The sequence below is a fragment of the Jannaschia marina genome (assembly GCF_013404595.1).
Taxonomy (GTDB): Bacteria; Pseudomonadota; Alphaproteobacteria; order Rhodobacterales; family Rhodobacteraceae; genus Jannaschia; species Jannaschia marina.
Window position 1 is genome coordinate 12,590 of record NZ_JABVAX010000001.1, and the last position, 25,185, is coordinate 37,774.

The 25,185-nt window shown below is 67.2% G+C and carries 27 protein-coding genes; 10 read left to right on the forward strand and 17 right to left on the reverse strand.

Annotated features, from left to right (window positions below; all coding sequences use genetic code 11):
• Position 1: 1 nt before the first annotated feature.
• The 6 genes from HSX43_RS00080 to HSX43_RS00105 all read right to left on the reverse strand — a co-directional run bounded on the left by HSX43_RS00080 (position 2) and on the right by HSX43_RS00105 (position 4,448).
• Positions 2-289, reverse strand: a complete 288-nt coding sequence (locus HSX43_RS00080) for an MSMEG_0570 family nitrogen starvation response protein (RefSeq protein WP_179378048.1) — start codon at positions 287-289, stop codon at positions 2-4.
• Entirely contained in the window at positions 282-1,250 is a 969-nt protein-coding gene (locus HSX43_RS00085) for a sll0787 family AIR synthase-like protein (protein ID WP_179378049.1), read from the reverse strand. Before HSX43_RS00085 ends, HSX43_RS00080 begins: the two co-directional genes overlap by 8 nt.
• Positions 1,247-1,798: an MSMEG_0567/Sll0786 family nitrogen starvation N-acetyltransferase gene (locus HSX43_RS00090; RefSeq protein ID WP_179378050.1), complete on the reverse strand. Its 552-nt coding sequence runs from the start codon at positions 1,796-1,798 to the stop codon at positions 1,247-1,249. The genes HSX43_RS00085 and HSX43_RS00090 overlap by 4 nt, the downstream gene beginning before the upstream one ends.
• Positions 1,795-2,919 carry an MSMEG_0568 family radical SAM protein gene (locus HSX43_RS00095; RefSeq protein ID WP_179378051.1) on the reverse strand — a complete coding sequence of 375 codons (1,125 nt, stop codon included), beginning with the start codon at positions 2,917-2,919 and terminating at the stop codon, positions 1,795-1,797. Before HSX43_RS00095 ends, HSX43_RS00090 begins: the two co-directional genes overlap by 4 nt.
• Positions 2,912-3,880 (reverse strand): Nit6803 family nitrilase, encoded by a 969-nt coding sequence (locus tag HSX43_RS00100; RefSeq protein ID WP_179378052.1) that lies wholly within the window; start codon positions 3,878-3,880, stop codon positions 2,912-2,914. The genes HSX43_RS00095 and HSX43_RS00100 overlap by 8 nt, the downstream gene beginning before the upstream one ends.
• 85 nt (positions 3,881-3,965) lie before the next feature.
• Entirely contained in the window at positions 3,966-4,448 is a 483-nt protein-coding gene (locus tag HSX43_RS00105) for an MSMEG_0572/Sll0783 family nitrogen starvation response protein (protein WP_179378053.1), read from the reverse strand.
• A gap of 278 nt (positions 4,449-4,726) precedes the next feature.
• On the opposite strand from HSX43_RS00105, the gene HSX43_RS00110 reads away from it, so the two are divergent.
• Both HSX43_RS00110 and HSX43_RS00115 read left to right on the forward strand, forming a co-directional pair.
• Entirely contained in the window at positions 4,727-6,094 is a 1,368-nt protein-coding gene (locus HSX43_RS00110; protein WP_179378054.1) for an aminotransferase-like domain-containing protein, read from the forward strand.
• Between the two features lie 262 nt (positions 6,095-6,356).
• Positions 6,357-7,781: a family 1 glycosylhydrolase gene (locus HSX43_RS00115; protein WP_179378055.1), complete on the forward strand. Its 1,425-nt coding sequence runs from the start codon at positions 6,357-6,359 to the stop codon at positions 7,779-7,781.
• Between the two features lie 123 nt (positions 7,782-7,904).
• Here HSX43_RS00115 and HSX43_RS00120 read toward each other — a convergent pair whose 3' ends face one another.
• The 10 genes from HSX43_RS00120 to HSX43_RS00165 form a co-directional block, all read right to left on the reverse strand.
• Positions 7,905-8,972 carry an ABC transporter ATP-binding protein gene (locus tag HSX43_RS00120; RefSeq protein WP_179378056.1) on the reverse strand — a complete coding sequence of 356 codons (1,068 nt, stop codon included), beginning with the start codon at positions 8,970-8,972 and terminating at the stop codon, positions 7,905-7,907.
• Positions 8,973-10,061: a hypothetical protein gene (locus HSX43_RS00125; RefSeq protein ID WP_179378057.1), complete on the reverse strand. Its 1,089-nt coding sequence runs from the start codon at positions 10,059-10,061 to the stop codon at positions 8,973-8,975.
• Positions 10,062-10,069: 8 nt separating this feature from the next.
• Positions 10,070-10,945: a carbohydrate ABC transporter permease gene (locus HSX43_RS00130; RefSeq protein ID WP_179378058.1), complete on the reverse strand. Its 876-nt coding sequence runs from the start codon at positions 10,943-10,945 to the stop codon at positions 10,070-10,072.
• A complete protein-coding gene (locus tag HSX43_RS00135; RefSeq protein ID WP_179378059.1) occupies positions 10,942-11,835 on the reverse strand; it encodes a carbohydrate ABC transporter permease in 894 nt (297 codons plus the stop codon). Before HSX43_RS00135 ends, HSX43_RS00130 begins: the two co-directional genes overlap by 4 nt.
• A gap of 61 nt (positions 11,836-11,896) precedes the next feature.
• Complete coding sequence (locus HSX43_RS00140; RefSeq protein ID WP_179378060.1) at positions 11,897-13,171, reverse strand: extracellular solute-binding protein; 1,275 nt, start codon at positions 13,169-13,171, stop codon at positions 11,897-11,899.
• 56 nt (positions 13,172-13,227) lie between these two features.
• Positions 13,228-13,890 (reverse strand): GntR family transcriptional regulator, encoded by a 663-nt coding sequence (locus HSX43_RS00145; protein ID WP_179378061.1) that lies wholly within the window; start codon positions 13,888-13,890, stop codon positions 13,228-13,230.
• A gap of 76 nt (positions 13,891-13,966) precedes the next feature.
• Positions 13,967-14,773, reverse strand: coding sequence for a sugar phosphate isomerase/epimerase family protein (locus HSX43_RS00150; RefSeq protein WP_179378062.1), 807 nt, complete (start codon positions 14,771-14,773; stop codon positions 13,967-13,969).
• A 3-nt stretch (positions 14,774-14,776) separates the two neighbouring features.
• Positions 14,777-15,736, reverse strand: a complete 960-nt coding sequence (locus tag HSX43_RS00155; protein ID WP_179378063.1) for a sugar phosphate isomerase/epimerase family protein — start codon at positions 15,734-15,736, stop codon at positions 14,777-14,779.
• Positions 15,737-15,953: 217 nt separating this feature from the next.
• Complete coding sequence (locus HSX43_RS00160) at positions 15,954-16,175, reverse strand: helix-turn-helix domain-containing protein (protein ID WP_179378064.1); 222 nt, start codon at positions 16,173-16,175, stop codon at positions 15,954-15,956.
• Positions 16,175-16,708, reverse strand: a complete 534-nt coding sequence (locus HSX43_RS00165; RefSeq protein WP_179378065.1) for a DUF2975 domain-containing protein — start codon at positions 16,706-16,708, stop codon at positions 16,175-16,177. The genes HSX43_RS00160 and HSX43_RS00165 overlap by 1 nt, the downstream gene beginning before the upstream one ends.
• Before the next feature lie 54 nt (positions 16,709-16,762).
• Between HSX43_RS00165 and HSX43_RS00170 the strand changes: the two genes are divergently transcribed.
• The 8 genes from HSX43_RS00170 (at position 16,763) to HSX43_RS00205 (ending at position 23,338) form a co-directional block, all read left to right on the forward strand.
• Complete coding sequence (locus HSX43_RS00170) at positions 16,763-17,281, forward strand: hypothetical protein (RefSeq protein WP_179378066.1); 519 nt, start codon at positions 16,763-16,765, stop codon at positions 17,279-17,281.
• Positions 17,282-17,506: 225 nt separating this feature from the next.
• Positions 17,507-17,782, forward strand: a complete 276-nt coding sequence (rsfS, locus tag HSX43_RS00175) for a ribosome silencing factor (protein ID WP_407929353.1) — start codon at positions 17,507-17,509, stop codon at positions 17,780-17,782.
• A gap of 1 nt (position 17,783) precedes the next feature.
• A complete protein-coding gene (rlmH, locus tag HSX43_RS00180) occupies positions 17,784-18,248 on the forward strand; it encodes a 23S rRNA (pseudouridine(1915)-N(3))-methyltransferase RlmH (protein ID WP_179378067.1) in 465 nt (154 codons plus the stop codon).
• A 34-nt stretch (positions 18,249-18,282) separates the two neighbouring features.
• The gene (gene gpmI, locus HSX43_RS00185) at positions 18,283-19,794 is read left to right on the forward strand and encodes a 2,3-bisphosphoglycerate-independent phosphoglycerate mutase (protein ID WP_179378068.1); all 1,512 of its coding nucleotides are present in this window, start codon (positions 18,283-18,285) and stop codon (positions 19,792-19,794) included.
• On the forward strand, positions 19,791-20,888 hold the full coding sequence (locus tag HSX43_RS00190) for a murein hydrolase activator EnvC family protein (RefSeq protein ID WP_179378069.1): 1,098 nt from the start codon (positions 19,791-19,793) through the stop codon (positions 20,886-20,888). Before gpmI ends, HSX43_RS00190 begins: the two co-directional genes overlap by 4 nt.
• Before the next feature lie 40 nt (positions 20,889-20,928).
• Entirely contained in the window at positions 20,929-22,257 is a 1,329-nt protein-coding gene (locus HSX43_RS00195; protein WP_179378070.1) for a S41 family peptidase, read from the forward strand.
• Between the two features lie 54 nt (positions 22,258-22,311).
• Entirely contained in the window at positions 22,312-22,788 is a 477-nt protein-coding gene (locus HSX43_RS00200) for an RNA pyrophosphohydrolase (RefSeq protein WP_179378071.1), read from the forward strand.
• A gap of 70 nt (positions 22,789-22,858) precedes the next feature.
• Positions 22,859-23,338, forward strand: coding sequence for a hypothetical protein (locus HSX43_RS00205; RefSeq protein ID WP_179378072.1), 480 nt, complete (start codon positions 22,859-22,861; stop codon positions 23,336-23,338).
• Positions 23,339-23,404: 66 nt separating this feature from the next.
• Here the strand turns inward: HSX43_RS00205 and ggt are convergent, their stop codons facing one another.
• The gene (gene ggt / locus HSX43_RS00210; RefSeq protein WP_179378073.1) at positions 23,405-25,156 is read right to left on the reverse strand and encodes a gamma-glutamyltransferase; all 1,752 of its coding nucleotides are present in this window, start codon (positions 25,154-25,156) and stop codon (positions 23,405-23,407) included.
• Positions 25,157-25,185 lie beyond the last annotated feature (29 nt).

The following is a 25,185-nucleotide window of genomic DNA, read 5'->3' on the forward strand; positions in this document are numbered from 1 at the left end:
TTCATTGGGAAATTCGTATGCAGGTGACTTCGGCACCGTCCCGGTGCGGAAAGGTCCGTACCTTCGCCTCGATGCGATCCAGTTGCGCCATGGCGGAGGTGCAGGCGAAGCCGAACTTCCGCTCCACCCGGTTCGACGCCCGCTCCATGGCGACGCGCGACCGGTCGAGGAATTCCGGGACGGGGTAGCGCGCGCCGGCCTCGAAAAGCTCGGCCACGACGCTCGAAGGGGAATAGAGCTTCTCTTCGGTGCCGTCGGGCCATCGGACGGTCCAGAACGTTTCAGGCATGACAGACTCCGAGATCGAGATAGGGGGTCGCCGCATGGTCCCAGAAGACGGCGGTGCCCGTGCCGTCGCTCAGGGTCACGGCGGATCGGTCGGTGATGCGACCGACGGCGCAGGCGTCGATGTCGCGATCGCAGAAGCGGGCACAGACGGCATTTGCGTGCTCCGGCGCGACGGACAGAAGGAAGCCGAAGTTGGGAAAGCTGCGCAGCCAGCGCTCACGCGGGATGCCGGGGGGCGGGGTCACGGCGGGCAGGTCGATGTCGATGCCCACGCCGGAGCATTCCGCCAGCATGAGCGCCGTGCCGACGATGCCGCCCTGGCTGATGTCCTTCCCCGCGGTCACGAGCCCCGCCTCGGCGAGCGCGGGCAGCAGGTCGAGATCGGAGCGCAGGCGCTCGGGCGGTGCGTCGAGCGCGGCGCAGAAATTGTCGAAGTTGCGATAGCTGCCGCGCGGATCGACCGCCGCGATCAGGAGATCGCCGGGGATCGCGTCGAAGCTCGTGATGAGAGCGCGCGCCGTGCCGAGCGCCGAGACGGCAAGGCCGAGCGCCGGGGCGGCGAGGTTGGTGTGTCCGCCGACCAGCGGCACGCCGTAGGCCGAGGACGCGTCGCGGAGCCCGCGCAGGAGCGGCGCGACCGTTTCGGCGCGAGGTGCCCAGACCTGGTCGACGACGGCGGTCGCCCGCCCGCCCATGGCGGCGATGTCCGAGAGGTTGACCATGACGCCGCACCAGCCCGCGAACCAGGGATCGTCTTCGAGAAACGCGGGGATGAACCCCTCGCCCGCCAGCAGGTCATAGCCGCCCGGACGGGGCAGCGCGGCGGCGTCGTCCCCGGGACGGCCTAGGCTCTGCGCGGTGAGGCCGAGAACCCGGGTCGCCGGGGCGATGCCCAGCTTCGAGCGGATCGACGGGTGGGCGCGCAGCCGTGCCGCGAGTTCGGCGGGCGATGGCTCGCTCATCGCTGCGGCGCGCGGAGACGGGGACGAAGATACCAACCCGCCACTGGGTCGGCGCAGGGCGGATACCGGTCGAGGGCAGCCTCCATCCTCATGTGTTCGGTACCGTGGATCGTCACCGTCTCCAGCGGCCGCCAGTGCAGGCGACGGAAGAGCGGCACGTTTTGCATCTGCACATGGGCGAGGAACCGGTCGCAGCCGCGGGCATTGGCCGAACAGACGGCGAGGCGGATCAGTTCGGCCCCGAGCCGTCCCACGGCGCGGAAGTCGCTGTCGACCGCCAGCCGCGACCCCCACCAGAGACGCGGGGTCTCCTCGTGGAGGCGTACAGTCCCGACCACCTCGTCCGCTTCGTGGGCATAGGTCGAGAGGGCCACGAGATGGGTCGCGATCAGGTCGATGTCATCACGGTCGTCGCGGGGAAAGATCCCTTGTTCGCGCACGAAGACCCGATGGCGGAGGCGGGCCGCGCCCTCGGCCTCGAACCGGGTCGAGGCGGCGCGGACATAGTACCCGGGGCAGTTGAACTGGCGGTGTTCGACCTCGATCATGCCGGGGCTTCCTGCCGGCGCGGCACCCGCAGCTTCTCGTAGCTCGACAGGGCCGAGCAGGCCCCGCACTTGCCGCATCCCGCCTTCATGTCCGCCGAGCGGATGCCGGCCCGCGCGATCATCTGGCCGAGGGGGCGGAGAACCGACGCCATGAAGTCGGACGTGGGCGCGGGATGGCTTTCGAGGGGTGTGCCCGAGATCGGGACAAAGGGCACGACGAAGGGATAGACGCCCATCGTGCAGAGTTTCTGCCCCGTCTCGAGGATGGCCTCCCGCGTATCGCCGAGGCCCGCGAGGATATAGGTCGAGACCTGACCGCGCCCGAAGACCTTTACCGCGGCCTCGAAGCTGGAGAAATATTTTTCCAGCGGCACGCTCGCCTTGCCGGGCATGATGCGCCTGCGCACCTCCGGTGTGACGGCTTCCAGGTGCATCCCGAGCGTGTCGATGCCGGCGTCGAACATGCGCTGATGCCAGAGATCGTCCTCGGGCGGTTCGCACTGGCCCTGCAACGGCAGGTCGACGGCCGCTTTGATCGCCTCGGCGCTCTCGCAGAGCACCTTTGCCCCCCTGTCCTTGCCCGCGGGCGTACCGGTCGTGAGCACCATATGCGTCACGCCATCAAGCTCGACCGCGGCCTTCGCGACCTCGGCCAGTTGCTGCGGCGTCTTGTGGGCGATCGTGCGTCCCGCCGCGAGGCTCTGACCGATGGAGCAAAACTGGCAGGTCTTCTTGCGGCTCTCGTAGCGGATACAGGTCTGCAGCACGGTCGTCGCCAGCACGTCCTTCGAATGCAGCGTAGCGATGTGGCTGTAGGGGATGCCGTCAACCGTCTTGAGTGCATAGAACTTCGCGCGCGTCGGAAAGCGCACCGTGGCGACCGCGACACCGTCCCGGGTCACCCGTGCCGCGCCGGTCGCGTCGGGGGCGTCCGCAAGATAGGGGCTGTCGAAGCTTGGGGCGGTATGAACCGGGATCATCACGGTGCGTTCGCCGATCGTGATTGCCTTGTGGTCCGAGGGGCCGGCCCCGCCCCGCCGGCTTTCGTGACCGGCGCTGGGGTCGACCATGCGCATCCCGTGCGTCTGCAGTTCGGTGATGAGATCGGCGTCTTCAAGCATCCTGGCAGTCCTCCTGCGGGTCGGGAACGGCGTCCGTCACATGCCGCGTCGGGGCCGGACGGGCGTCGTGGTTGAGCGAGAGAAGTTCTGGCCGGGCGTAGTGCCCGACGCTGTCCATCATGCGCTTGCGCTTGGCGACGAGCGCCATGTCGAGGTCGGCGATCAGGATGCCCTCGCCCTCGGTAAGCGGCTCGGCGAGGTGTCGGCCCTCGGGTGAGACGATGCAGGTCATGCAGCCGCTGCGCATGGCCGTCTGCAGCGACGGATCGGGATGGATCTGCGCGATCTGCTCCTCGGTCAGCCAGCCGGTCGCGTTCACGACGAAGCAGCCCGACTCGAGGGCGTGATGGCGCATCGTCACCTCGATCTGGTCGCGGAAGATGTCGCCGACGAGGGAGCCCGGATAGTGGCCGGCGTGGATCTCCTCGTGCTGCGTCATCAGCGCGTAGCGCGCGAGCGGGTTATAGTGTTCCCAGCAGGCGAGGGCCCCGACGCGCCCGACCTTCGTGTCGATGACCTTCAGGCCCGCGCCGTCGCCTTGCCCCCAGACCATGCGCTCGTGGTAGGTCGGCGTGATCTTGCGGCGCTTCAGGGCCAGCGTGCCGTCGGCATCGAAGATCAGCTGCGCATTGTAGAGCGAGCCGTGATCGCGTTCGTTCACGCCGAGCACGACGACCACGCCGCGCTTGCGCGCCGCATCGGCCACGGCCTCCGTCTCGGGCGAGGGCACGACGACGGCCTCGCGCATCAGGTCAAGGTGCGGGGCACCCTGCCGGACGGGTGGAAGGACGAAGCTGAAATAGGGGTAGTAGGGAACGAAGGTCTCGGGGAAGACGATGAACTGCGCGCCCTTGTCGGCGGCTTCGGCGATCGCGTTGAGCACGCGCTCGATCGTGCCGGCCCGGCCTGTGAGGTCGGGCGCGATCTGAACGGCGGCGGCGCGGATGGTGTCGGTGCGCATGGCGTTGCCTCTGCTCGGGAAGGGGCGGGCCGCCCGAACGGCGGCCCGGAACCCCGGGGGAGGGGACGACCCCCGGGGCAGGGGCTCAGACGGTCCAGGTGTCGAGGATCACCGCGTTCGCCTTCTTGTGGAGCAGAACGCAGTCCAGCACGTCCTGCGGCGCGATCGGGGTGATCCCCGGCAGCAGCGATGGCTCGCCGTGGCCATAGAGCGCCTGAAGCGCGAAGCGGCAGGCATAGACCTTCCCGCCTTCGCCCATGAACTTCTTGAGGTTCACCGCGAAGTTCTGATGCCCGGGAAAGGCCTCGTCGCCCAGGGTCGGAAACCCGCGCTGAAGCCCCAGTGTCACGCCCGGTCCGTAGAGCAGGATCGACGTCTCGTAGCCTTTGCGGTTGAGGCGGATCGCGTTGAGGATGTTGACGAGGCCGATCGAGCCTTCGAACGCGACCGTGTGGAAGGTGACCAGCGCCTTCTCGCCCTCGTCTGCCTTGACGTCTTCAAAGACCTTTTCCTCGTAGTCGACGAAGAAATCCCCGTCCTGATGCGCCTTCGTGGTGACTTCGGGCATCCTTGCCTCCTTGATGTTGATGGAGACGGGATTGGCTTGTTCGTATTGATTGGATCAATAAGCAGTCCAATATGCATACAATAAAGACTTCAAGGTTTCTTGCTCGCGGGTACATCTGCCTGTTTCATGGGCACCCATGTTTAATATATCGGATCTTTCGGAATGCAGTCTGAAGCAACGATCCAGGACTGGACCGTTGTAGTTTGAAAAAGCATACAATAACCCATTCAATTTCACGAATCGCTCCCCCGGATGACGTGAACGGAAAGGGAAAAGAGATGATCGATTGGGTTCCCGCTATGCTCGAACGCGGCAAGCCGCGCTACCAGGCGATCGCGGATGCCATCGCCGCCGACATCCGCGGCGGCCGTTTGAGCGATGGTATGCGGCTGCCGCCGCAGCGGCGACTGGCCGCGACCCTGGGAATCGACTTCACGACCGTCTCCCGCGCCTATGCCGAAGCGCAGTCGCGCGGCCATATCGAAAGCCACGTCGGGCGAGGCACCTTCGTCAAGAAGCATGTCGTGACCGATCGCCCCGACCCGTTGCGGGCCGGTGAGGTCGATCTGGCCATGAATATGCCGCCCGAGCCGGAGGATCCGGACCTCTGTCGCCGGATGCAGGAGGGGCTCGGCTACGTCTCGGCGAACCTGATCGATTTGCTTCGCTACCAGTCCGCCGTCGGTTCCGAACGCGACCGCGTCGCCGCGTCGAGCTGGCTCAGCATGCGCGGCATGGTTCCGGCGCTCGAGCGGGTGGCGGTGACGCCGGGGGCCCATGCAACCATGACGGCGATCCTGTCGCTCATCGCTCGCCCGGGCGAACGGATCCTGTGCGAGGCGGTGACCTATCCGGGATTTCGCAACGTCGCCGGACGGCTGGGGCTCAAGCTCGTCGGGGTGGAGATGGATGCGGACGGCGTCGTGCCCGAGGCGCTGGACACGGCCATCCGCGCGCACGCCCCCAAGGCGCTCTATCTGAATCCGACACTGCATAACCCGACGACGCTGACGATCCCCGAAGGACGCCGGCTGGCGCTGGCCCAGGTGCTTCAGCGTCACGACCTCACGCTGATCGAGGATGACGCCTACGGTTTCATCCCGGCCAAGTCGCCTGCCCCCATCGCGCTCTCGGCACCCGAGCTGACCTGGCACATCGGCGGGCTTGCCAAGTGCATCGGGGCCGGACTTCGCCTGGCGTTCACGATCGCGCCGACGCCGCGTTGCGCCTATCACCTCGCACAGTCGATCCGGGCTCTCGCGGTCATGCCGTCGCCGCTGTCGATGGCGCTCGTCACCCAATGGATCGAGGACGGTACGGCGGATGGCATACGTCGGTTTATCCGGGCCGAAAGCGCGGCGCGTCAGGCGATCGCGACGGAGGTGCTGGGCCACCTGCGTTACTGCTCGGCGGAGAACGCCTTCAACATCTGGCTTGACCTTCCGGAAGGTCTGGGCCGTGCCGATGTCGTCGCGCGCATGGCCCATCGTCGCATCGGATTGATGCCGTCGGATGCCTTTACCGTGCTGGGCGCGCCCGCAGAGCAGCTGCGCGTCGGCCTCGGCGGTCCTGTCACGCGGGAGGCCCTGCGCGACAACCTGCGCTTCCTGGCCAACGCGCTTTCGCCCAACAACTACATGGGGTGAGCCGAGCGCAGAAACCGCAAGCCGCGGCGACGCTGAAGTCGGTTCGAAAAAACGGGTTAGGCCGATCTACCCGCCTGATCCGCATCGTCAGCCCCCCTCGAAAGGACGCATTCGAAACGATGCCGAATTTTTTCCGGCACAGCGGATCGCGTCCGCTTCGGCACCTGTCGGCCGGGCGGCACGGGCCTCTGTTGACCTGGTGGTCCTTCTTCCCGAAACAGGATGGACCGAGGGCCGGCGCAGGTAAGGCAAGAGGATCGAGATGACACAGGATGCCAAGGCGCTCGCCGCGCGGTTTGCCCCGGATTTCACCTGGGGAGTCGCGACCGCCGCCTATCAGATCGAGGGCGCGACGCGGACCGACGGGCGCGGACCTTCAGTCTGGGATGCCTTCGCGAACATGCCGGGCCGGGTCTATCGCGGGCACAACGGCGATGTCGCCTGTGACCACTACAACCGCTGGGAGGCCGACCTCGACCTGATCGCGGAGCTTGGCGTCGGGGCCTATCGCTTCTCGATCGCCTGGCCCCGCATCTTGCCGCAGGGACGCGGCGCGGTGAACGTGGCGGGGCTCGACTTCTACGATCGGTTGATCGACGGGCTTGTCGCGCGGGGGATCGGGGTCTTCCCGACACTTTATCATTGGGACCTGCCTCTGGCGCTTGCCGGCTACGGTGGCTGGACGGACCGGGATACGGCCGACGCCTTCGCGGACTACACCACCCATGTCGTTCGCCGCTTGGGCGATAGGATCGACGCGCTGGCCACCTTCAACGAACCCTGGTGCTCGACCTATCTCGGTCACTGGATCGGCAAGCACGCGCCCGGCGAGCGCAGCATCGACGCGGCGCTGGCGGCCGTGCATGTGACGAACCTTGCCCATGGGCTCGGCGTGCAGGCGGCGCGGGCTGAACGATCGGACCTTCCGATGGGAACCGTTCTGAACGCGCAGTCGATCTATCCTGCAACCGACAGCGCAGATGACGCCGCCGCCGCCGAACGCGCGTTCCAGTTCAACAATGGCGTGTTCTTCGATCCGATCTTCCGGGGCTCCTACCCTGATCAGGTTATGGCGGCGCTCGGCGACAGGTTGCAACTGCATGACGGGGATCTGGAGGTGATCCATCAGCCGCTCGATTGGTGGGGATTCAACTACTACTTCCCGGCGACCGTGAAGCACGCGCCCTCAACGGCCGAGGCCGGCGGGCTGACCGGTGTAGGCGCGATGGGTGCCTACGAGAGCGACCGCGACGCGGCGGCGGCGTTCCTGCAACTGACCTCTATCCCGAGTTCCGACAGCGATCTCCGTACCGACATCGGCTGGGAGATCGTGCCCGAAGGCATCGGCCACCTGCTGCATCAGGTCTACGCCCGCTACGACCTGCCGCCCTGCTACGTCACCGAGAACGGGGCCTGCTACAACATGGGGCCGGGGGCGGACGGTACGGTCGAGGATCAGCCGCGCATCGACTATATCGCCGCCCATCTGGAGGTACTGGCCGATGCCGCCGACGCGGGTATCCCGCTCCGGGGCTATTTCGCCTGGTCGCTCATGGACAACTACGAATGGGCCGAGGGCTACCGGATGCGGTTCGGGATCGTGCATGTTGACTACGACACGCAGACCCGCACCGTGAAACGGTCGGGCCAATGGTTCGCCCGGATCGCAGGGGGCTCGGGCGGCTAGGGTCGTCGGACGCGGTACTCCGCCGTCTGCGCAAGGCCTGCGCCGGGGTGCCGCGTGACGCCGACGAAAGGGTCAGCTGCAGGGGTGTCCCCATCCGCCGCGTCCATGAACCGTCCGTCGTCGTCATATCCGTCGATCGGTCTTGCCATCGAAGAAGAAGAGGTCACCCGGGGCCGCATGGACCGGCAGCGCGTCGCCCACCGCCACAGGCCGGCGTGTCCGGTCGAGGACGAGGAGGGAGCGGCCACCAACCGTGACGGTCATCAGCGTCTCCGACCCCATCGGCTCGACTACCCGGACCCGTGCGGTGCCGAGGACGATGCCTCCCGGCTCGTGCGACAGGTTCTCGGGCCGCACGCCCAGCCCGGCCTTCCGCGGGCTATCGACGGCGGGTGCCGCGCCGCCCAGGGCGATCTCGCCGCCATCGGGCAGCACGAAGCGGCCGCCGGGATGGAACGTGCCGTCGAGGATGTTCATCGCGGGCGAGCCGATGAACTCGGCCACGAAGCGTGACTGCGGGTCGTCGTAAAGCTCCATCGGCGCGCCGATTTGCTCGATGTTGCCCGCGTTCATTACCACGATGCGGTCGGCCATGGTCATCGCCTCAACCTGGTCGTGGGTGACGTAGACGGTCGTGGTGCGAAGCCGCTGGTGCAGTTCCTTGATCTCCGCACGCATCTGTACGCGCAGCTTGGCGTCGAGGTTCGAGAGCGGCTCGTCGAAAAGAAACAGCTTCGGGCTGCGCACGATTGCGCGGCCCATAGCGACGCGCTGCCGCTGCCCGCCCGAGAGCGCGGCGGGCTTGCGGTCGAGGAGCGGAGTGAGGTCGAGGATCTCGGCCGCGCGGGCGACCTTTTCGGCGATCTCGGTCTTCGGTGCCCCGGCCATCTCGAGCGAGAAGGCCATGTTCTTGCGCACGCTCTTGTGCGGGTAGAGCGCGTAGGACTGGAAGACCATGGCGATGTCGCGCTTGCGCGGCGGCAGGTCGTTGACCACCGTATCGCCCACCCGGACGGTCCCGTCGGTGATGTCCTCGAGCCCCGCGATCATCCGCAGGAGCGTCGACTTCCCGCAGCCCGAGGGGCCGACGAGGACGGTGAACTCCCCCTCCGCGATGTCGAGGCTGAGGCCGTGGACGACCTCCAGCGCGCCGTAGGATTTCCTGACGTTGTCGAGCGTGATGCTGGCCATTTAGCTGTCCGTCCTCTCGTTTCGCCCCGTGACCTCGGCCACGGCATCGAAGAAGGCGCGTTTGTTGGGCGTGTTGATGGACCAGTTGACCGGAACCGACTGATAGCCGTCGCTATAGTTGTTCTCGCCCTGGTCGTAGTAGCCCCACGGCGCATAGACTTCGGCCGCGGCGAAGAGGTTGGTCACGCAGACTGAGTCTTCGTTGATCACCAGGGGCATTGGTGCGGCGCGGAAGGCAGCGCGGTCACGGGTCCGGTGGACGACCTCGCGCGTGTTGGCCATGTTCATCTCGTTGGTGTGCACGAGGGCGAAATCCGACACTTCGAGCACCGTATCGGTCGGAATGCCTCTTTCGAGTGCGCCGAGGTCTGACATGTCGCGGTGCCCGTCATCCCAGAAGCCCATGTGATAGGCCCCGCCGGCAAAGGAGGTCGCGGTCGGGATGGCGCGGTCGGCCGTCATCCTGGATTTGGCCAGCGCGATCAGCTCTTGCACCCTGTCGGGCCCGAGGATCGCGTGGCGGTAGTGGGGGATGTCGCATTCGTTGTTGATCTCGATCAGCAGGTTCTCGAACCCGCTGTCGAGGAGCCAGTCGGTCGCGGCGATGACTCCGGCCTTCACCGCCGCCTCGTCGGTCAGATACTTGTCCTGCCCGAAGTAGTAGTAGCCGACGATGACCACGACGCCTGCCGCGTCGGCGGCCGCCAGCAGGCGGTGCAGGCGATCGGTGTAGGCGGGTTTGAGCGATCCGTCAGGCGCGAAGGCGGTGTTGAGCCAGGGCTGGACGGTTTCAGTTCGGGTGATCGGCATCCCGCCCTGCAGGTTGATCGTCACCGCATCGCAGCCATAGGCCTTCCATTCGGGCAGGGCGGCGCAGAACTCGGCGAGGTTGCGCTCCGGATCCCAGGTGCCGGTATCGGGATAGGCCCATTGCTGCGCGGTCTCGGGGTTCTCGTCGTCGAAAAGCGCCTGGACGGCCCGATTGTTGAAGAGCAGGCCCTCGACCCTGTGGCCCTTCCAGGATTGCCCCGCGTGGGTGGGCGTTCCGTCGATCAGGAAGGCTTCGCCCTCGATGGAGACCTTTGTCATCTGCGACCTCAGGATTTCACGGCCCCGGCGGTCAGACCGCCCACGAGCCAGCGTTGCACGAAGAAGAAGAGGACGAGCGCCGGCAGCGTCGACGCCACGCAGGCGGCCATGAAGGCGTTCCAGTACTGGCCCGCGCCCCCTTCGGAGGCGAATTCGCCGAGGCCCACCTGGATCGTCTTCATCTCGCCCGACGACAGCAGGAGCGACGCCCAGAGAAAGTCGTTCCAGGCGTTGAGGAAGGTGAAGACGGCGACGGCGGCGATCCCCGGCAGGGAAATCGGCAGGATCACACGCAGGAAGGCCCCGAAATGGGTGCAGCCGTCCATCATCGCCGCCTCCTCCAGCTCGGGCGGGCAGGCGGACTGGAAATAGCCGCGCAGCAGCAGCACGCAGAAGGGCAGCGAGAAGCCGACATAGGCGAAGATGAGGCCGTTGTAGGTGTTCAGCATCCCCGCTTCCTGCACCAGGAAGTAGACGGGGAAGACGCGGGTGATCGGGGGGATGAGCTGCGTCAGCAGGATCAGCAGCAGGATCAGCGTCGCCCCCGGAAAGCGGAACCGCGCCAGCACGTAGGCCGCCATCGCCCCGATGATCGAGGCGATCACCGTGGCCACGGCCGAGACGTAGAGCGAGTTCAGGATGTAGCGCCACATCGGGATGATCCTGTTGGCGATCCCGTAGGCATCGAGGCTCGGCTCCGTCGGGATCCAGACGGGCGGCAGGGCCCGGATCTCGGAGGTCGACTGGAACGAGCTTTTGAGCATCCAGAAGACCGGCAGCACGATGTAGACGAGCAGCATCGCCAGCACGATGTAGATCAGCGCGCGCGTCAGCAGGTCGCCGGCGCGGCCCCCTGCGGTGGCGGGATAGGTCGCGTCGCTCATTTGCGGACATCCTTCGCCTGGAGCCAGATGTAGAGAACGGCCACCACCGAGGTCATCATCAGCACGATGCCCCCCGCCGCCGCCGCGCGGTCGAAGCGCAGGAACTGGAAGCCCTCCTGATAGGTCCAGACGGCCAGCACGTTGGTCAGGTTGCGGGGGCCGCCGCCGGTCATCACGTAGTTCATCTCGAAATGGCCGAAGCCGTTCATGAAGAAGAGCGCGAGCAGCACCAGAAGCACCGGGCGCAGGAGCGGCAGCGTGACGTGGAAGAACTTGGAGAAGGTGCCCGCGCCGTCCATGTCGGCCGCCTCGTAGAGGCTCTTGGGGATCGACTGGAGCCCGGCGAGGATGAAGACGATGGCGATGGGCAGCCCGTTCCAGACACGCACCGCGATGATCGACATCATCGGGATGGAGAACGGACCCCAGGTGTCGCTGTCGGTGAGGAAGCGGATCTTGCGCTCGATCACGCCGGCCTCCAGCAGGAAATGGTTGATCGGGCTGACGTTGGCGTTCAGCAGCCAGATCCAGATCGCCGAGGCGACGACCGGCGGCACGAACCAGGGCGTGAAGATCAGTGTCCGCAACACCGCCCGCCCGCGGAACTCGGCGTTGATCACCTGCGCGAGGAAGAGCGCGATGACGACCACGAAGAAGATGGCGACGAAGGTGAAGACGACGGTCTGGTTGATCGTCTGCACGAAGCGGTCATCGGCCATGACCTGGCGGTAGTTGTCAAGACCGACCCAGCCGTTCTTGTCCTGGTTCAGAAGATCGTAGGAGCGGAACGACATCACCATCGAACGGATCATCGGATAGATACCGAGGATCAGGGTGATGACGAGCGCGGGAGCGACCATCAGATAGCAAAAGACGTTCTTCTCGGACATGGTCTCGCAGTCTTCCTGAAAGGTGGTCCGGGCCGCCGGCGCGGCCCGGGCCCGGGGAGGTTCAGCGGTCGAGTTCGCCCTGCATCAGCTCCTGCGCCGTGGCGATCTCGGCATCCATGTCCTCCTGCAGGACAACGGTGTTGTAGATGAGGTCGAAGATAATGCCGCCCGGCTCGGAGGTGGCGATGGCCGACCACGACGGGGCTGCGTGCTGCGAGGTGTGCGCGTCCTCGAGGGCGACGGCAACGACCTGCTTCCACGGCCGGTCGGACCAGAATTCGGACTGCATGACGGCGGGTTTCGTCGCGACGTTGCCCGAGCCCTGGCTCAGTGCGAGGATGCTCTCGTTCTGTGACAGGTACTCAAGGAGGGAGACGCATTCCTCGACCTGCTCCGTCCCGCGCAGGACGCCGAAGTAGCCCGCGCCCGAGAAGCTGTCGGCGTCTTCCGGGCCGGCCGCAGAGGGGGCCATGGCCCAGGTGCCCTCGGCGTCGGGATACTCCGCGTCGAGGCGCTTGCCCCAGGATTGCTCGGCCGAGCCGATCAGCGCGATCTGCCCGTCGACGAAGAGGGGCAGCATCTCGTAGCCCTTCTCGAAGCTGTCGATGTCGACGACCCTATGGACGTGCACCATGTCGTGCATGAAGGTGAGCGCGTCGCGCATCGCCTGATTGTCGATGGTCGCGGTCGTGCCGTCCTCGGACATGAACTCTCCGCCGGCCTGCCAGTAGAGCGGCATCAGCCACGACACGACATTCGAAGTGCCGAAGGCATAGCCCCAGCGGTCGACGTTGCCGTTCTCGTCGGCGACATGCATCGCCTTCGCGGCCGCGACGGTCTCGTCCCATGTGGTGGGCGGTCCGGAGAGCCCGGCCTCCTCGGCGGCGTCGGTACGATATAGGATCGCGCGGATGTCGCCCCGCCAGGGGATACCGTAGATCTCATCGAGGTAGGTCACATCCGTCAGCGCGCCCTCGTAGAAGCTGTCGAGGTCTAGGCGGTCGGCATATTCGGTGATCGGCAGGGGGCCGTAGTTCTCGCCGCCGATGGCCGAAAAGGAATGGAGCCAGTACATGTCGGCGCAATCGGGGGCGGCCCCGCCCTGCGCGATCGTAAGGTAGGTCTGGAAGGCGTTGCCCCAGGGGACGGTTTCGTGCGTCACCTCGATCCCGGTTTCGGCGGTGAATCCTTCAAGCAGGCCGTCGATCGTATCCTTCCAGGCGATTTGGTCGCCGTAGGGCATCGTCCAGAACTCGATTTCGGCCTGCGCGGCGCTTCCGAGGGTGAGCGCGGCAGTGAGCGACGTGGTGCAGAGGATCCTTGAAATGGGTGTCATGGTCTTCTCCCGTATTGCAGCCGCCGCCTTCGCTCCTCCGACCGGCACCGGCCTTTCTATCCCTGGTCGTCGGGTGTCTCGCTTCGCTGTCGCAGAAGCACGATGGTCTTGCGGATGTGCTCGACCATGGCGCGTTCTGCGGCGTCGGGGTCTCGGGCCTCCAAGGCGTCGAGGATGCCGATGTGCTCGGCATAGGTCTCGGCAGGGGCCCGAAGGATGCCGTGCGACAGCGACATCCGCATCACCAGATGGACCGGCTCCAGAAGGTGGCTGAAACCGTGCTCCTCGGCCAGTTTGGTCAGATGGGTGTGGAACTCGATATCGGCCTCGCGGTAGGCCGTGTCCTCCCAGTCGTCGAGGGTGTCGGCGACCGAAGCCATGAGCGAGCGCAGGTAGATCGTCTGCTTGCGCTCGATCACCGGGGCGAGCAGGCGGCAGATCAGGCCCTCGAGCACCGCGCGCAGCTCGAAAAGGTCGGCGATGCGTTCTGGCCCGAACTCGGCGACATAGGCCTCCGAGCGCGAGGACATCCGCACCAGCCCCTCACGGTTCAATTGCGCGATAGCACTGCGCAGGGGCGTGCGGCTGACGCCGAGTTCGGCGGCGAGGTCTTCCTGCACGAGCTTCTGACCCGACACGTAGACGCCTTTCAGGATCTTGTCCCGGATCTCGAGATAGACGCGGTCTTCCAGCGTCTCGGTCTGTGCGCCTAGGGGCATGATCATCTCCCTCCTGTTTGTCGGAGATGTCTGTCGCATCGGGGGCCGATGCGGCAAGCGGTGCGGGCGGGCGCGCTCACAGGCCCAGCGTCCCGCGGGCATGGGCCACGCCCTGGCGCAGCCAGTCGTGCTCGGCGGCCCGCGCGGCGGCCATGTCGTCCCGCCGGGGCAGCCAGTGCTCCAGGATCACGTTAACCTCCCGGTCCCGCGGCAGGGCCTCGAGGACGGCGCGGCAATCGGTCCGGCCCTGGCCCAACGGCACGCCCTCTATGGCGAAGCCCACGCCATAGGGGTCGGGCAGGATGTCGTAGTCCTTCAGGTGCAGGTTGATCGTATGCGGGGCGAGGCGCGCGACCGTCTCCGCGGGCCATTCGCCGGCGCAGATCGAGTTGGCCACGTCGAGGCAGACGCCGACCGACGGATCGTCGATCTCCTCCAGTAGCGCGACGAGGCGGGGGGAGGGGTAATTGAAGTGGTTTTCGATCGCGATGCGCACGCCCGCCGCCCGCGCCTGCGGAAGGAGGTCCCGGAAGGCCGTCGCCAGCTCCGGCACGGGAACCGCCGCGTCCGGCGCGTCGAGCGCGACCCGCAGGAGCTCCGCGTCGAGCATCTTCGCGATCCCGAGGTAGCGGCCCACCTGATCCGCGTCGAAGGCCTGCGTCCCGATCTCGATCGAGACACCCTTCGCGTCGGCCTCGGCCCGCAGCATCGCAAGCCCTGCCGCGTCGAGCGTATCGACGGGGATGTTGTCGGCGAACTGGACGAGGCCCAGCCCGTGCTCCGCCGCGATCCCGATCAGGTCGAGATGGGTAAGCGGCTCCGGGGGAAGGAGCCCCTTGTGGCCGATCGACCAGCGGAAGGTATATGAGCCGAGCCCCAGCACCGCTCAGAGCAGGGCCTTGACCAGGTCGCGCATCCCCCGTTCGGGCCGGCCCTCGGCGATGATCGCCTCGATCGTCCCGCCGCCGATCTTGTCGAGCAGCCGGTCGAGATCCTCCATCATCTCGAAGGTCGCCGCGATGCCCTTGATGTTGTCGCCCACCCGGTTGAAGACGTCATAGGCGACCCAGCCCTCATAGCCGATCCGCCGCATGTAGTGCAGCACCTCGAGCGTCTGCCACAGATGTACCGACGCCGGCAGCATGTCCCAGTCGGCCTGCCGGTCGTTGTCGTTGAAATGCACGTAGAAGAGCCGTCCCGCCTCATGCGCGATTGCCATTTCGGCGGCGGGGCATTCGCCCGCGATCAGCGCGTGGCCCACATCCATCGTGACACCGACGTTCGTCGCGCCGACCCGGTCGCAGAAGTGCAGCGTTTTGCCCATGGACGGCAGGATGACGTGGTTGCGCGTCTCGAAGGCCTTGTACTCGATGCTGATGCGGACGTCGCGGTTGTGGGCGGCGGCCTCGCCGATCACGTCGATCGCCCAACGCCATTGTTTCTGGTGGTCGGCCTGGAAGGCGTAGTCCCAGCCGTCGATCAGGGGGCAGACGCTTATCATCTTCGCGCCCAGCGTCACCGAATGATCCATCGCCGCCTTGAGATAGGCAAGCGTCTCGGCGCGCAGGCCCGCGTCGCGGCTGGTGAGAGACCCGTGCTTGAACTTGTCCTCGCCCTTGATGTTCACATTGACGGCGGAAACGGCCAATCCGCTCTCCTGCACCGTCTTGACCGCCGCGCCGTCGTGGCCCAGGTCCTGCGGATAGACCGGCTCGACGCCATGGGTTCGCGGGATCGTCTTGGCCACTTCCAGCCGCTCCTCGAAGCTCTTGACCGGCATGAATTGGTGAAAGCGGTCGTGATAGCCGCCGAGCGTCCCCATCAGGATCGAATTCTTATACGACATACAATACGTGCTCCGCTTAAGCAGTGTGTATATTAAATGCACTGTATACAGTCAACGCGGAGACGTAAAAGCACACATTCAGAATATATATCGCATTGATAAAATTATGAATAACGAGAGATTAGGCTACGCTTCGGGATCGGTTTCCGCCGGTCCTGATCTCTTAGATTTCGAAAAATGCGTCAGTCCGTGCTTGAAACGCCGACCCCCGCCGGTACTAGGCCGTTGGGTCGGCGTCATCCACCGCCTCGAGCAGGTCCCCGGGCTGGCAGTCGAGCGCGTCGCAGAGGCGGGCGAGGGTCTCGAAGCGGATGCCCTTCACCTTGCCGGACTTCAGCAGGCTGAGGTTCTGCTCGGTAATGCCGATCTCGGCGGCGAGGTCTCGCCCCTTGCGCTTGCACATCGCCATGCGCACGTCCAGCCGCACGACGATCCGCATCAGACGAACCCCCGGTTTTCCTCGGCCTGCCGCGCCGCCTCCACGAGGGCCCAGCCGACGACGAGGAGCAGGCCGCCGGAAATCACGAAGCCGAGTTCCGCGTTCGAAACGGAGACGGCGAGGCTGCGTTCCCCCGGGGCGTTGCCCCAGGTCAGCAGGAGGGTCTGGATCGTTCCGACGACGACGCTGCCGGCGGCCAGCAGAAGCGTTCCCGCCCCGGCCCGCAAGAGGTGAGCCGCGCTTTCGGCCGTGAGGATTTCGCCGGCGGCATAGCGCCCGAAAAGTCCGCGCAACTGCCAGAGCACGTAGAGCGCGACGGTGAGGAGCAGGACCTCGAGCAGGATGTAGCCGACGATCTGTCCCACGCCCATCACGGTCTCGACGCGCAGGTTCGGGTGGGCATCGGCGATCGCATGAGCCGTGAAGGCTCCGCTCAGGATCAGCCAGATCAGAAGCAGCGGGGCCCCGGCCATGATAGCGGTCACGCCCCATTTCAGCCCGTAGGAGACACGTTTCACCCTCTTGACAGTCATTTCCGAATCCATAATGAAAGTTTATTATAAAACAGTAAAAATATGAGAATTGAAATGAAGTCAATACTCTTCCCCCTCGGCATCGCCGCACTGCTTCAAGCCTGCGCCTCCGTCGTGCCGGGCACGGCTTTGCTGGCGTCGCGCCTCGATCCGATCACCGCCGATCCCGCCGACGTCGCGGCGTTTCCGGTCCTGCCGGAAGGTGTCGGGCTCCTGCCGGGCAAATCCATCCTCGTCCTCTCGGGCGTGCGCGAGGACGATGGGGCCGAGGCCAGCGAGACCTTCGTGCTCGCCCCGTGGCAGGGCGGCTTTCGTATCGACCCCGCGGACTACGAACGGTTCCGCAGCCAGCAGGCGCTCCTGCGGGGCTGGGCGGAGGGTCCGGGTGTCGACGGCACGATGACGGTCACGGTCGGGGCCTGCATAGATGGCCGCGGGCCGGACCGGGATGCGCGGTATTCGGTCGATGTGATCCTCGAGCAGGGTGGCCCGCGCCTGCCGCTCGTCCGGGAGGCTCCGCTGACGGCCGTGGGGCTCGATCCCGCGACCCTGCCGTCCTGCACGGGCGATTGAATTCCGCCGCTCCGGGAGGCATATGGCGCGCTGACGTTGCCGGGGCGGACCCCCGGTGTTACCCTTCAGCCATGAAGCGCCCCTCGGCGCGCCAGCCCCCGGAGGATCGGACCCCTGCCTTCCGACACCCAGAGCCGCCCCGGCGCGGACACCACCGCCAGCGACGCGACGCTGGCTCTCATCCTGAGCACCCTCGAAGAGGAAAAGGCGGAGGAGATCGTCCAGATCGACCTCGCCGGCAAATCGACCGTGGCCGACCACATGGTCGTCTGCTCCGGCCGCTCGACCCGGCAAGTCGGCGCGCTGGCCGAGAAGCTCTCGGAAAAGCTCAAGGCAAGCCTCGGCCGCACCGCCCGAGCCGAGGGCAAGAGCCAGGGGGACTGGGTCCTCCTCGATGCGGGGGACGTGATCGTGCACATCTTCCGCCCCGAGGTGCGCGAGTTCTATCAGCTCGAGAAGATGTGGCTCGACCCGGCGGCGGACGCGGCCGGCACGGGCTGACGTGAAGCTCTGCCTCGTCTGCGTCGGCCGCCTGCGCAAGGGGCCGGAAAAGCTGATGGTGGACGACTATCTCGACCGCTTCGCCAAGACGGGCCGCGGACTTGGCCTGCCGTCCGTCACGATCACTGAGATCGACGCGAAGGGTGCCGGCATGGAAGCGGAGGCCGCGCTGATCGAACGGGCGATCCCGTCGGGGGCCGTGCGCGTCCTTCTCGACGAGCGGGGGACACAACCGACGTCACCGGACTTCGCGCGCCGTCTAGGCGCGTGGCGCGACGGCGCGCGCGACGTGGCGCTCGTCATCGGCGGGGCGGACGGGCTGGCCCCCGATCTGCGCAACTCTGCCGACCTCACGATCAGCTTCGGCGCGATGGTCTGGCCGCACATGCTCGTGCGCGTGATGCTTGCCGAGCAACTTTACCGCGCCGCCTCCATCCTTGCGGGCAGCCCCTATCATCGGGTCTAAGGCCCCCAGAAGTTTTGTACAAAACGAGACATCCATGCAGAAGAAACCGGTCATTTTGTGCATTCTCGACGGCTGGGGCCTCTCCGATCGCCCCGAGCAATCGGCCCCCGACCGCGCCGAGACGCCGACCTTCGACCACCTCATGGCCACCTGCCCCAACGCGACGCTCACGACCTTCGGGCCCGCCGTCGGCCTGCCGGAGGGGCAGATGGGCAATTCCGAAGTCGGACACATGAACATCGGAGCCGGCCGCGTCGTCTGGATGGACCTCGGCCTCATCAACAAGTCGATCGCCGAGGGCACATTCGCAGCGGAAGAGGCGCTGACCGGTTGGATCGCGACCCTGAAGGAGGGGGGCGGCACCGCGCATCTGATGGGCGTCATCTCGGACGGCGGCGTGCACGGGCACATCGACCACCTGCTCGCCGCTGCCCGTGCGACGACCGATACGGGCGTGCCCACCGTCATCCATGCGATCACCGATGGCCGCGACGTCGCGCCGCGATCGGCCGAGTGTTTCGTCGAGGCGCTGATGGACGGCCTGCCCGAGGGCGCGACGGTCGGCACGCTCACCGGACGCTACTACGCCATGGATCGCGACAACCGCTGGGACAGGGTGCAGCGCGCCTGGGCCGCGATGGTCTGGGGCGAGGGTGAGCATGTCGAGGATGCCAGGGCCGCGCTTGCCGCCGCCCGCGAGCGGGACGAGAGCGACGAGTTCATCCAGCCGAGCGTTCTGGGCGACTACGACGGCATGTCCGCGGGCGACGGCGTCTTCTGCCTCAACTTCCGCGCCGACCGGGCGCGCGAGATTCTGAGCGCTTTTGCCGCGCCCGGGTTCGACGGCTTCGAGACGCAGGAGCGGCCGGAGCTGCACATGCTCGGCATGGTCGACTACTCGGAGGCGCACGATGCCTTCATGTCCACCGTCTTCCCGAAGCAGACCGTGCCGAACACGCTGGGTCATTGGGTGGCCGAGAAGGGGCTGACGCAGTTCCACCTCGCCGAGACCGAAAAGTACCCGCATGTCACCTTCTTCCTCAACGGCGGCAGGGAGGAGCCGGAGACTGGCGAGGACCGGCACATGCCGAAATCGCCCGACGTGGCGACCTACGATCTTCAGCCCGAGATGTCCTCGGTCGAAGTGACGGACCATTTCGTCGCCGCGATCGAGAAGGGTTACGACCTGATCGTAGTCAACTATGCGAACCCAGACATGGTCGGGCACACGGGCGACCTCGATGCGGCCACCGCGGCCTGCGAAGCCGTCGACCGCGGCCTTGCCCGCGTGGTCGAGGCGCTCGAGGGCAGGGACGCGGCGATGATCGTATGTGCCGACCACGGCAACTGCGAGACGATGGTCGATGCCGAGACCGGCAAGCCTCACACCGCGCATACGCTCAACCCCGTTCCCGTCATCCTCTGGGGTGGCCCCGAGGGTGCGGCGCTGCGCGACGGCAAGCTGGGCGATCTGGCCCCGACGCTGCTGCAGCTGATGGGCATCGACCCGCCCGAGGAAATGACGGGCGAGAGTCTGCTCGGATGATCCGCTGGCTCTGCCTGCTCCTGTGTCTGGCCGCTCCGGCGGCGGCGCAGCAGACCGCGGCCGAGACCGCCCGCGCCGCCGCGACGCAACTGTCGCAGGCCGCGCAGGCGCTGGAGCGGGCCGAGGGCGCGCGCGACCGGGTCGAGGCGCTCACCCGCGTGGTGCAGGCCTACGAGGAGGGCCTCTCTGCCCTGCGCGAGGGGCTGCGGCAGGTTGCCCTGCGCGAACGTGCGCTGACCGAGGATCTGCGCGCACGGGAGGATGAGATCGGCCGCCTCGTCGCCGCGCTTCAGACCATCGAACGCGCGCCTGCACCGCTCCTTCTCCTGCACCCGTCGGGCGCGCTCGGCACCGCGCGCTCCTCGATGATGCTGGGCGAGGTGGCCCCCGCGCTCAACGCCCGGGCCGAGGTGCTGCGCGCCGACCTCGCCGACCTGCGGGAGTTGCGTATCCTGGAGGAATCCGCCGCCGACAGCCTTGCGTTGGGGCTGACGGGCGTGCAGGAGGCGCGCGTCGCGCTGTCGGAGGCGATCGCGGAGCGCACCGACCTGCCGCCGCGCCTGGCCGAAGACGGTGCGCGCATCGCGGCGCTTCTGGGGCGGGTCGACACGCTGGAGGCCTTTGCCGAGGGGCTCGGCGCGCTCCCGCCCACGGAGACAGTGGATCTCGCTCTGCCGCTCCCTCTGCCGGTCGACGGCCGGCTCCTGCGTGGCTTCCGCCAGCCCGACGCCGCCGGCATCGCGCGTCCCGGGCTCGTCCTGGCCACGGTGCCCTCGGCCATCGTCACCACACCGGCCGATGCGACCGTGCGCTACGCCGGCCCGCTCCTCGATTACGGCAATGTGACCATCCTCGAGCCGCGACCGGAGACTTTGCTGGTGTTCGCGGGGCTTTCGGAGGTCTACGCTCGTCAGGGCGAAATCCTGCGTGCGGGCGCGCCGCTCGGTCTGATGGGCGGTGCTTCGCCGGAGGGGGCGGAAAACCTGCGTGATTCAGTCACGGACGGTGGCGCTTCGCGTCCGGAAACGCTTTATATCGAGGTAAGACAGGGCGGAACGCCCACGGACCCGGCGACATGGTTCGCCATCGAGTAGGGGTGGCGGCCACCGGTCGCCACATGGACAGGGGAACGAGATGAAGAAGATGGCGATGGCCGCAAGCTGCGGCATCCTGGCGGGCATCCTGGCGGCGACACAGGTCGCGGGCCCGCTTCTGGCGCAGGAAACCGAGAAGGCGACGGTCTACGAACAGCTCGATCTGTTCGGCATCGTCTTCGAGCGGATCCGCGACCAATACGTCGAGGACGTGGACGAGGGCGAGCTGATCGAGGCGGCGATCAACGGGATGCTGACATCCCTCGACCCGCATTCGTCCTACCTGCCGCCGCGCGACTACGAGGACGTCCAGACCGACACGCGCGGCGAGTTCGGCGGCCTCGGCATCGAGGTCACGCAGGAGGAGGGCTACGTCAAGGTCATCACACCGATGGACGGCACACCGGCCTTCGAGGCCGGCGTCGAGGCGGGCGACTACATCACCGCCGTCGACGGCGAGAGCATCCTCGGCTTCACGCTCGAAGAGGCGGTGGAGCTGATGCGCGGCCCGGTCGGCAGCGAGATCGTCGTCACCATCGTGCGCGAGGGGCTGGAAGAGCCGATCGACATCTCGATCACCCGCGACACCATTCGCCTGACCGCCGCGCGCGTCCGGCAGGAGGGCGACAGCATCGTCATCCGCGCCTCCACCTTCAACGACCAGACCCTGCCGAACGTCCGCGAGGGCTTCGAGGAGACGGTCGCGACGATGGGCGGGCTCGAGAACGTCAACGGCGTCGTGCTCGATCTGCGCAACAACCCGGGCGGCCTTCTGACCGCCGGTGTGGAACTTGCCGATACCTTTCTCAACCAGGGCGAGATCGTCTCGACCCGGACGCGCCAGAGCGAGGACGGCGACCGCTTCAACGCCGAGGAAGGCGATCTGATCGACGGTCTTCCCATGGTCGTGCTCATCAACGGCGGTTCGGCCTCGGCCTCCGAGATCGTCGCCGGAGCGCTGCAGGATCACCGTCGCGCCGTCGTCGTGGGCACCAAGAGCTTCGGCAAGGGGTCGGTCCAGACGATCATGCCGGTGCGCGGCGACGGGGCGATCCGTCTGACGACCGCGCGCTACTACACACCCTCGGGCCGCTCCATCCAGGCGCTCGGCATCTCGCCCGACATCGTCGTCGTCCAGCCCCCGCGTGAGCCGAACACCGAGGAGGAAGACGAGGCCAACCTCCCCGGCCGCCGTTCCGAGGCCGGGCTGCGCGGATCGCTGACGAACGACAGCCTGTCCGACGATCAGCAGGAGCAGATCCGTCAGGAGCAGGCCGCCGCCGAGGAAGCCGCGAAGCTGCGGGCCGAAGACTATCAGATGGCCTATGCCATCGACATCCTCAAGGGTCTGACCGCCATCGAGCGCTGACCCCTCCGCGGGCCGGGCGACCTCATGTCGCCCGCCCGGCACCGAAAGGCCCCCATGACCCCCGAAGAGATCGCCCGGCTTCCCTACCGTCCCTGCGCGGGCGTCTGCGTGACCAACCCGGAGGGTTTGATCTGGGTCGGCGAGCGCCTCGATTTCCCCGGAGCCTGGCAGATGCCCCAGGGCGGGATCGACCCGGGCGAAGACCCGCGCGCCGCCGCCCTGCGCGAGTTGCAGGAGGAGACAGGTCTCGCGCCCGATGCCGTCGAGGAGATCGGTGCCCTCGACGCGCCGCTGGCCTATGACCTGCCGGTCGAGCTGGCGGCGAAACTCTGGAAGGGGCGCTACCGCGGACAGGAACAGCATTGGTTCCGCTTTCGCTACGACGGGCCTGACGATGCGGTGGACCTCGACGCCCACGAACGCGAATTCGAACGCTGGGCGTGGATGCCGGGGGCCGAGGTGCTCGACGCCATCGTCCCGTTCAAACGCGACATCTATCGCCGGGTCCTGACGCGTTTCGACCTGCTCTGACCGCGGGACGCTATTGCCTGACACGGGGCCCGACCCCACCTTCGAGACGACCCAGACAGCGGAGATCCCGATGCAACGCGCCCTTCTCGCCGCCCTTCTCTCCACCGGCCTTGCCACGCAGGCGGCGGCGCTGTCGTGCCTGCCGGCCTCCGTCCCCGGGAGCTTCCGGGCCGCGAACGAGGCAGAGGCGCAATACGTCCTTGCCGTCGGTCGCGTGCAGCTGCTGCCGGGCGAGCGGGTGCCCGAACCCGCCGGTGATCCGAACGACCGGCAGGGCTATTCGGTGAAGGCGCGCTTCGACGGCCGGCTTGCCGGCCCTGAGGGCTTCACGCAGGAGGCGGCCTTTCCCGTGACCGTGGAGGTGGAATGCGCCGGGGCCTGGTGCGGTGGCGTACCGGTCGATCGCGTCCTCGCCTTCATCGAGCGCCGCGGCGAGGAAAACGTCCTCGTCGAGAGCCCTTGCCCGATGTTCTCGCTCCGCGCCACGCCCGAGATGGTCAAGCAGGCGGAAGACTGCCTCGCCGGTGAAAACTGCGAGGCCCCCGGCTGACGCCGAGGGCCCTTCTTCGTTTCAGAAATATCCCGGGGGCACGGGGGCGGCGCCCCCGCCCATCCGCTACTCTCCGATGGCCATACCCTCGCGCCGTGGGTCCGCCCCGCCTTCCAGCGTCTCGCCTACCGCGATCACATGCAGGCCGGAGGTCAGGTCGCGGACGTTTACCTCGAACCCGAGTTCGGTCAGCGGCTCCGCCAGCGCCTCGGCCGACGTGCCCGCCTCCAGGTCATAGGTGCCGAAGCGGTTGACCAGATGCGGCAACGCGACGGCCTGCTGCACGTCCATCCCCCAGTCCATGTGCGCGATGATCGTCTTCGCGACATAGCCGATGATCCGGCTGCCCCCGGGCGAGCCGACGACGAGCACCGGCTCCCCGTCCTGCATCACGATGGTGGGTGACATCGACGACCGGGGCCGCTTGCCCGGCTCCACGCGGTTGGCGATGGGCACCCCCTCGTCGTGCGTGCGGAAACTGAAGTCGGTCAGCTCGTTGTTGAGGAGGAAACCGCCCGGCGCGAAGAGGCGGGAGCCGAAGCCGTTCTCGATCGTCGTGGTCATCGAGAGCGCGTTGCCCGCCGCGTCGACGATCGAGATATGCGAGGTCGAGGGCAATTCGAGGCTCTGATCGTCGGCCCAGTGCAGCGCGGCGTGATCGAAGGGCGGATTGCCCGGCTCCACCTCGGTCAGCGCCATGTCTCCGGCCAGAAGCTCCGCCCGTTCGGCGAGGTAGGCGGGGTCGACCAGCCCGGCGGTCGGCACGGGCACGAAGTCGCTGTCGGCCATGTAGCGGCCGCGGTCGGCGAAGGCGAGGCGCGAGGCATCGCCGATCAGCCGCCAGGCTTCCGGGCTGTCGGGGCCCATCGCGGCGAGGTCGAAGCCTTCGAGGAGCCCGAGGATCTGCCCGACCGTCAGCGCGCCCGACGACGGTGGTCCCATCCCGCAGACCTCCGCCCCGCGATAGGGTGCGCAGACGGCCGCGCGCTCCTTCACGGTGTAGGCCTCCATATCGTCCATCGACAGGACACCCGGCTGTGCCGCGCCGCGCACGGTGGCCACCACACCCTCGGCGATCTCGCCCTCGTAGAAGGCATCCGCCCCCTCGGCCGCGATGGCCCTGAGCGTCGCGCCATAGGCCGGATTGCGCAGGGTCTCGCCCTTCTGCAGCGGCTGGCCGTTCGGCAGGAAATAGGCGGCCGTCGCCTCCGAGGAGGAGAGCCGCTCCTGGTCCTCGGTCACCAGCATCGACAGGCGCAGCGAGACCGGAAAGCCCTCCTCCGCATGGCCGATCGCGTCGGTGAAGAGGCTGCGCCAGTTGAGCGTGCCCCATCTGCGGTGCGCTTCCTCCATCAGCATCGGCGTTCCGGGCGTACCGACCGACAGGCCGCCGACGACAGCGTCGAAGAAGCCCATCGGCTCGCCCGCGTCGTCGAGGAAGAGCTTGGGGGTCGCGGCGATCGGCGCGGTCTCGCGGCCGTCGAGCGTCGTGACCTCGCCCGTCTCGGCGTCGTAGTAGACGAGGAAGGCCCCGCCGCCGAGGCCCGAGGATTGCGGCTCGACGAGGCCCAGGACGGCCTGCACGGCGACCATGGCATCCGCCGCGCTGCCGCCCCGGCGCAGGACGGCGGCCCCCGCCTCGCTCGCCAGCGGGTTGGCCGCGGCGACCATCCAGGTCTCGGAGGTGACGGGCGCGCTCGTCTCGACGGCGAGCCCGGTCCCGGCCTCGGGGGCGACGGCGTCGGCCGCCTCCTGCGCGAGGGCGGTTGCGGGCAGCAGAAAGGCAAGCGTCAGGGTTGGCGGCAGGGCAATGCGCATCAGGATTCTCCCGGTTGTGATGGAGAAGA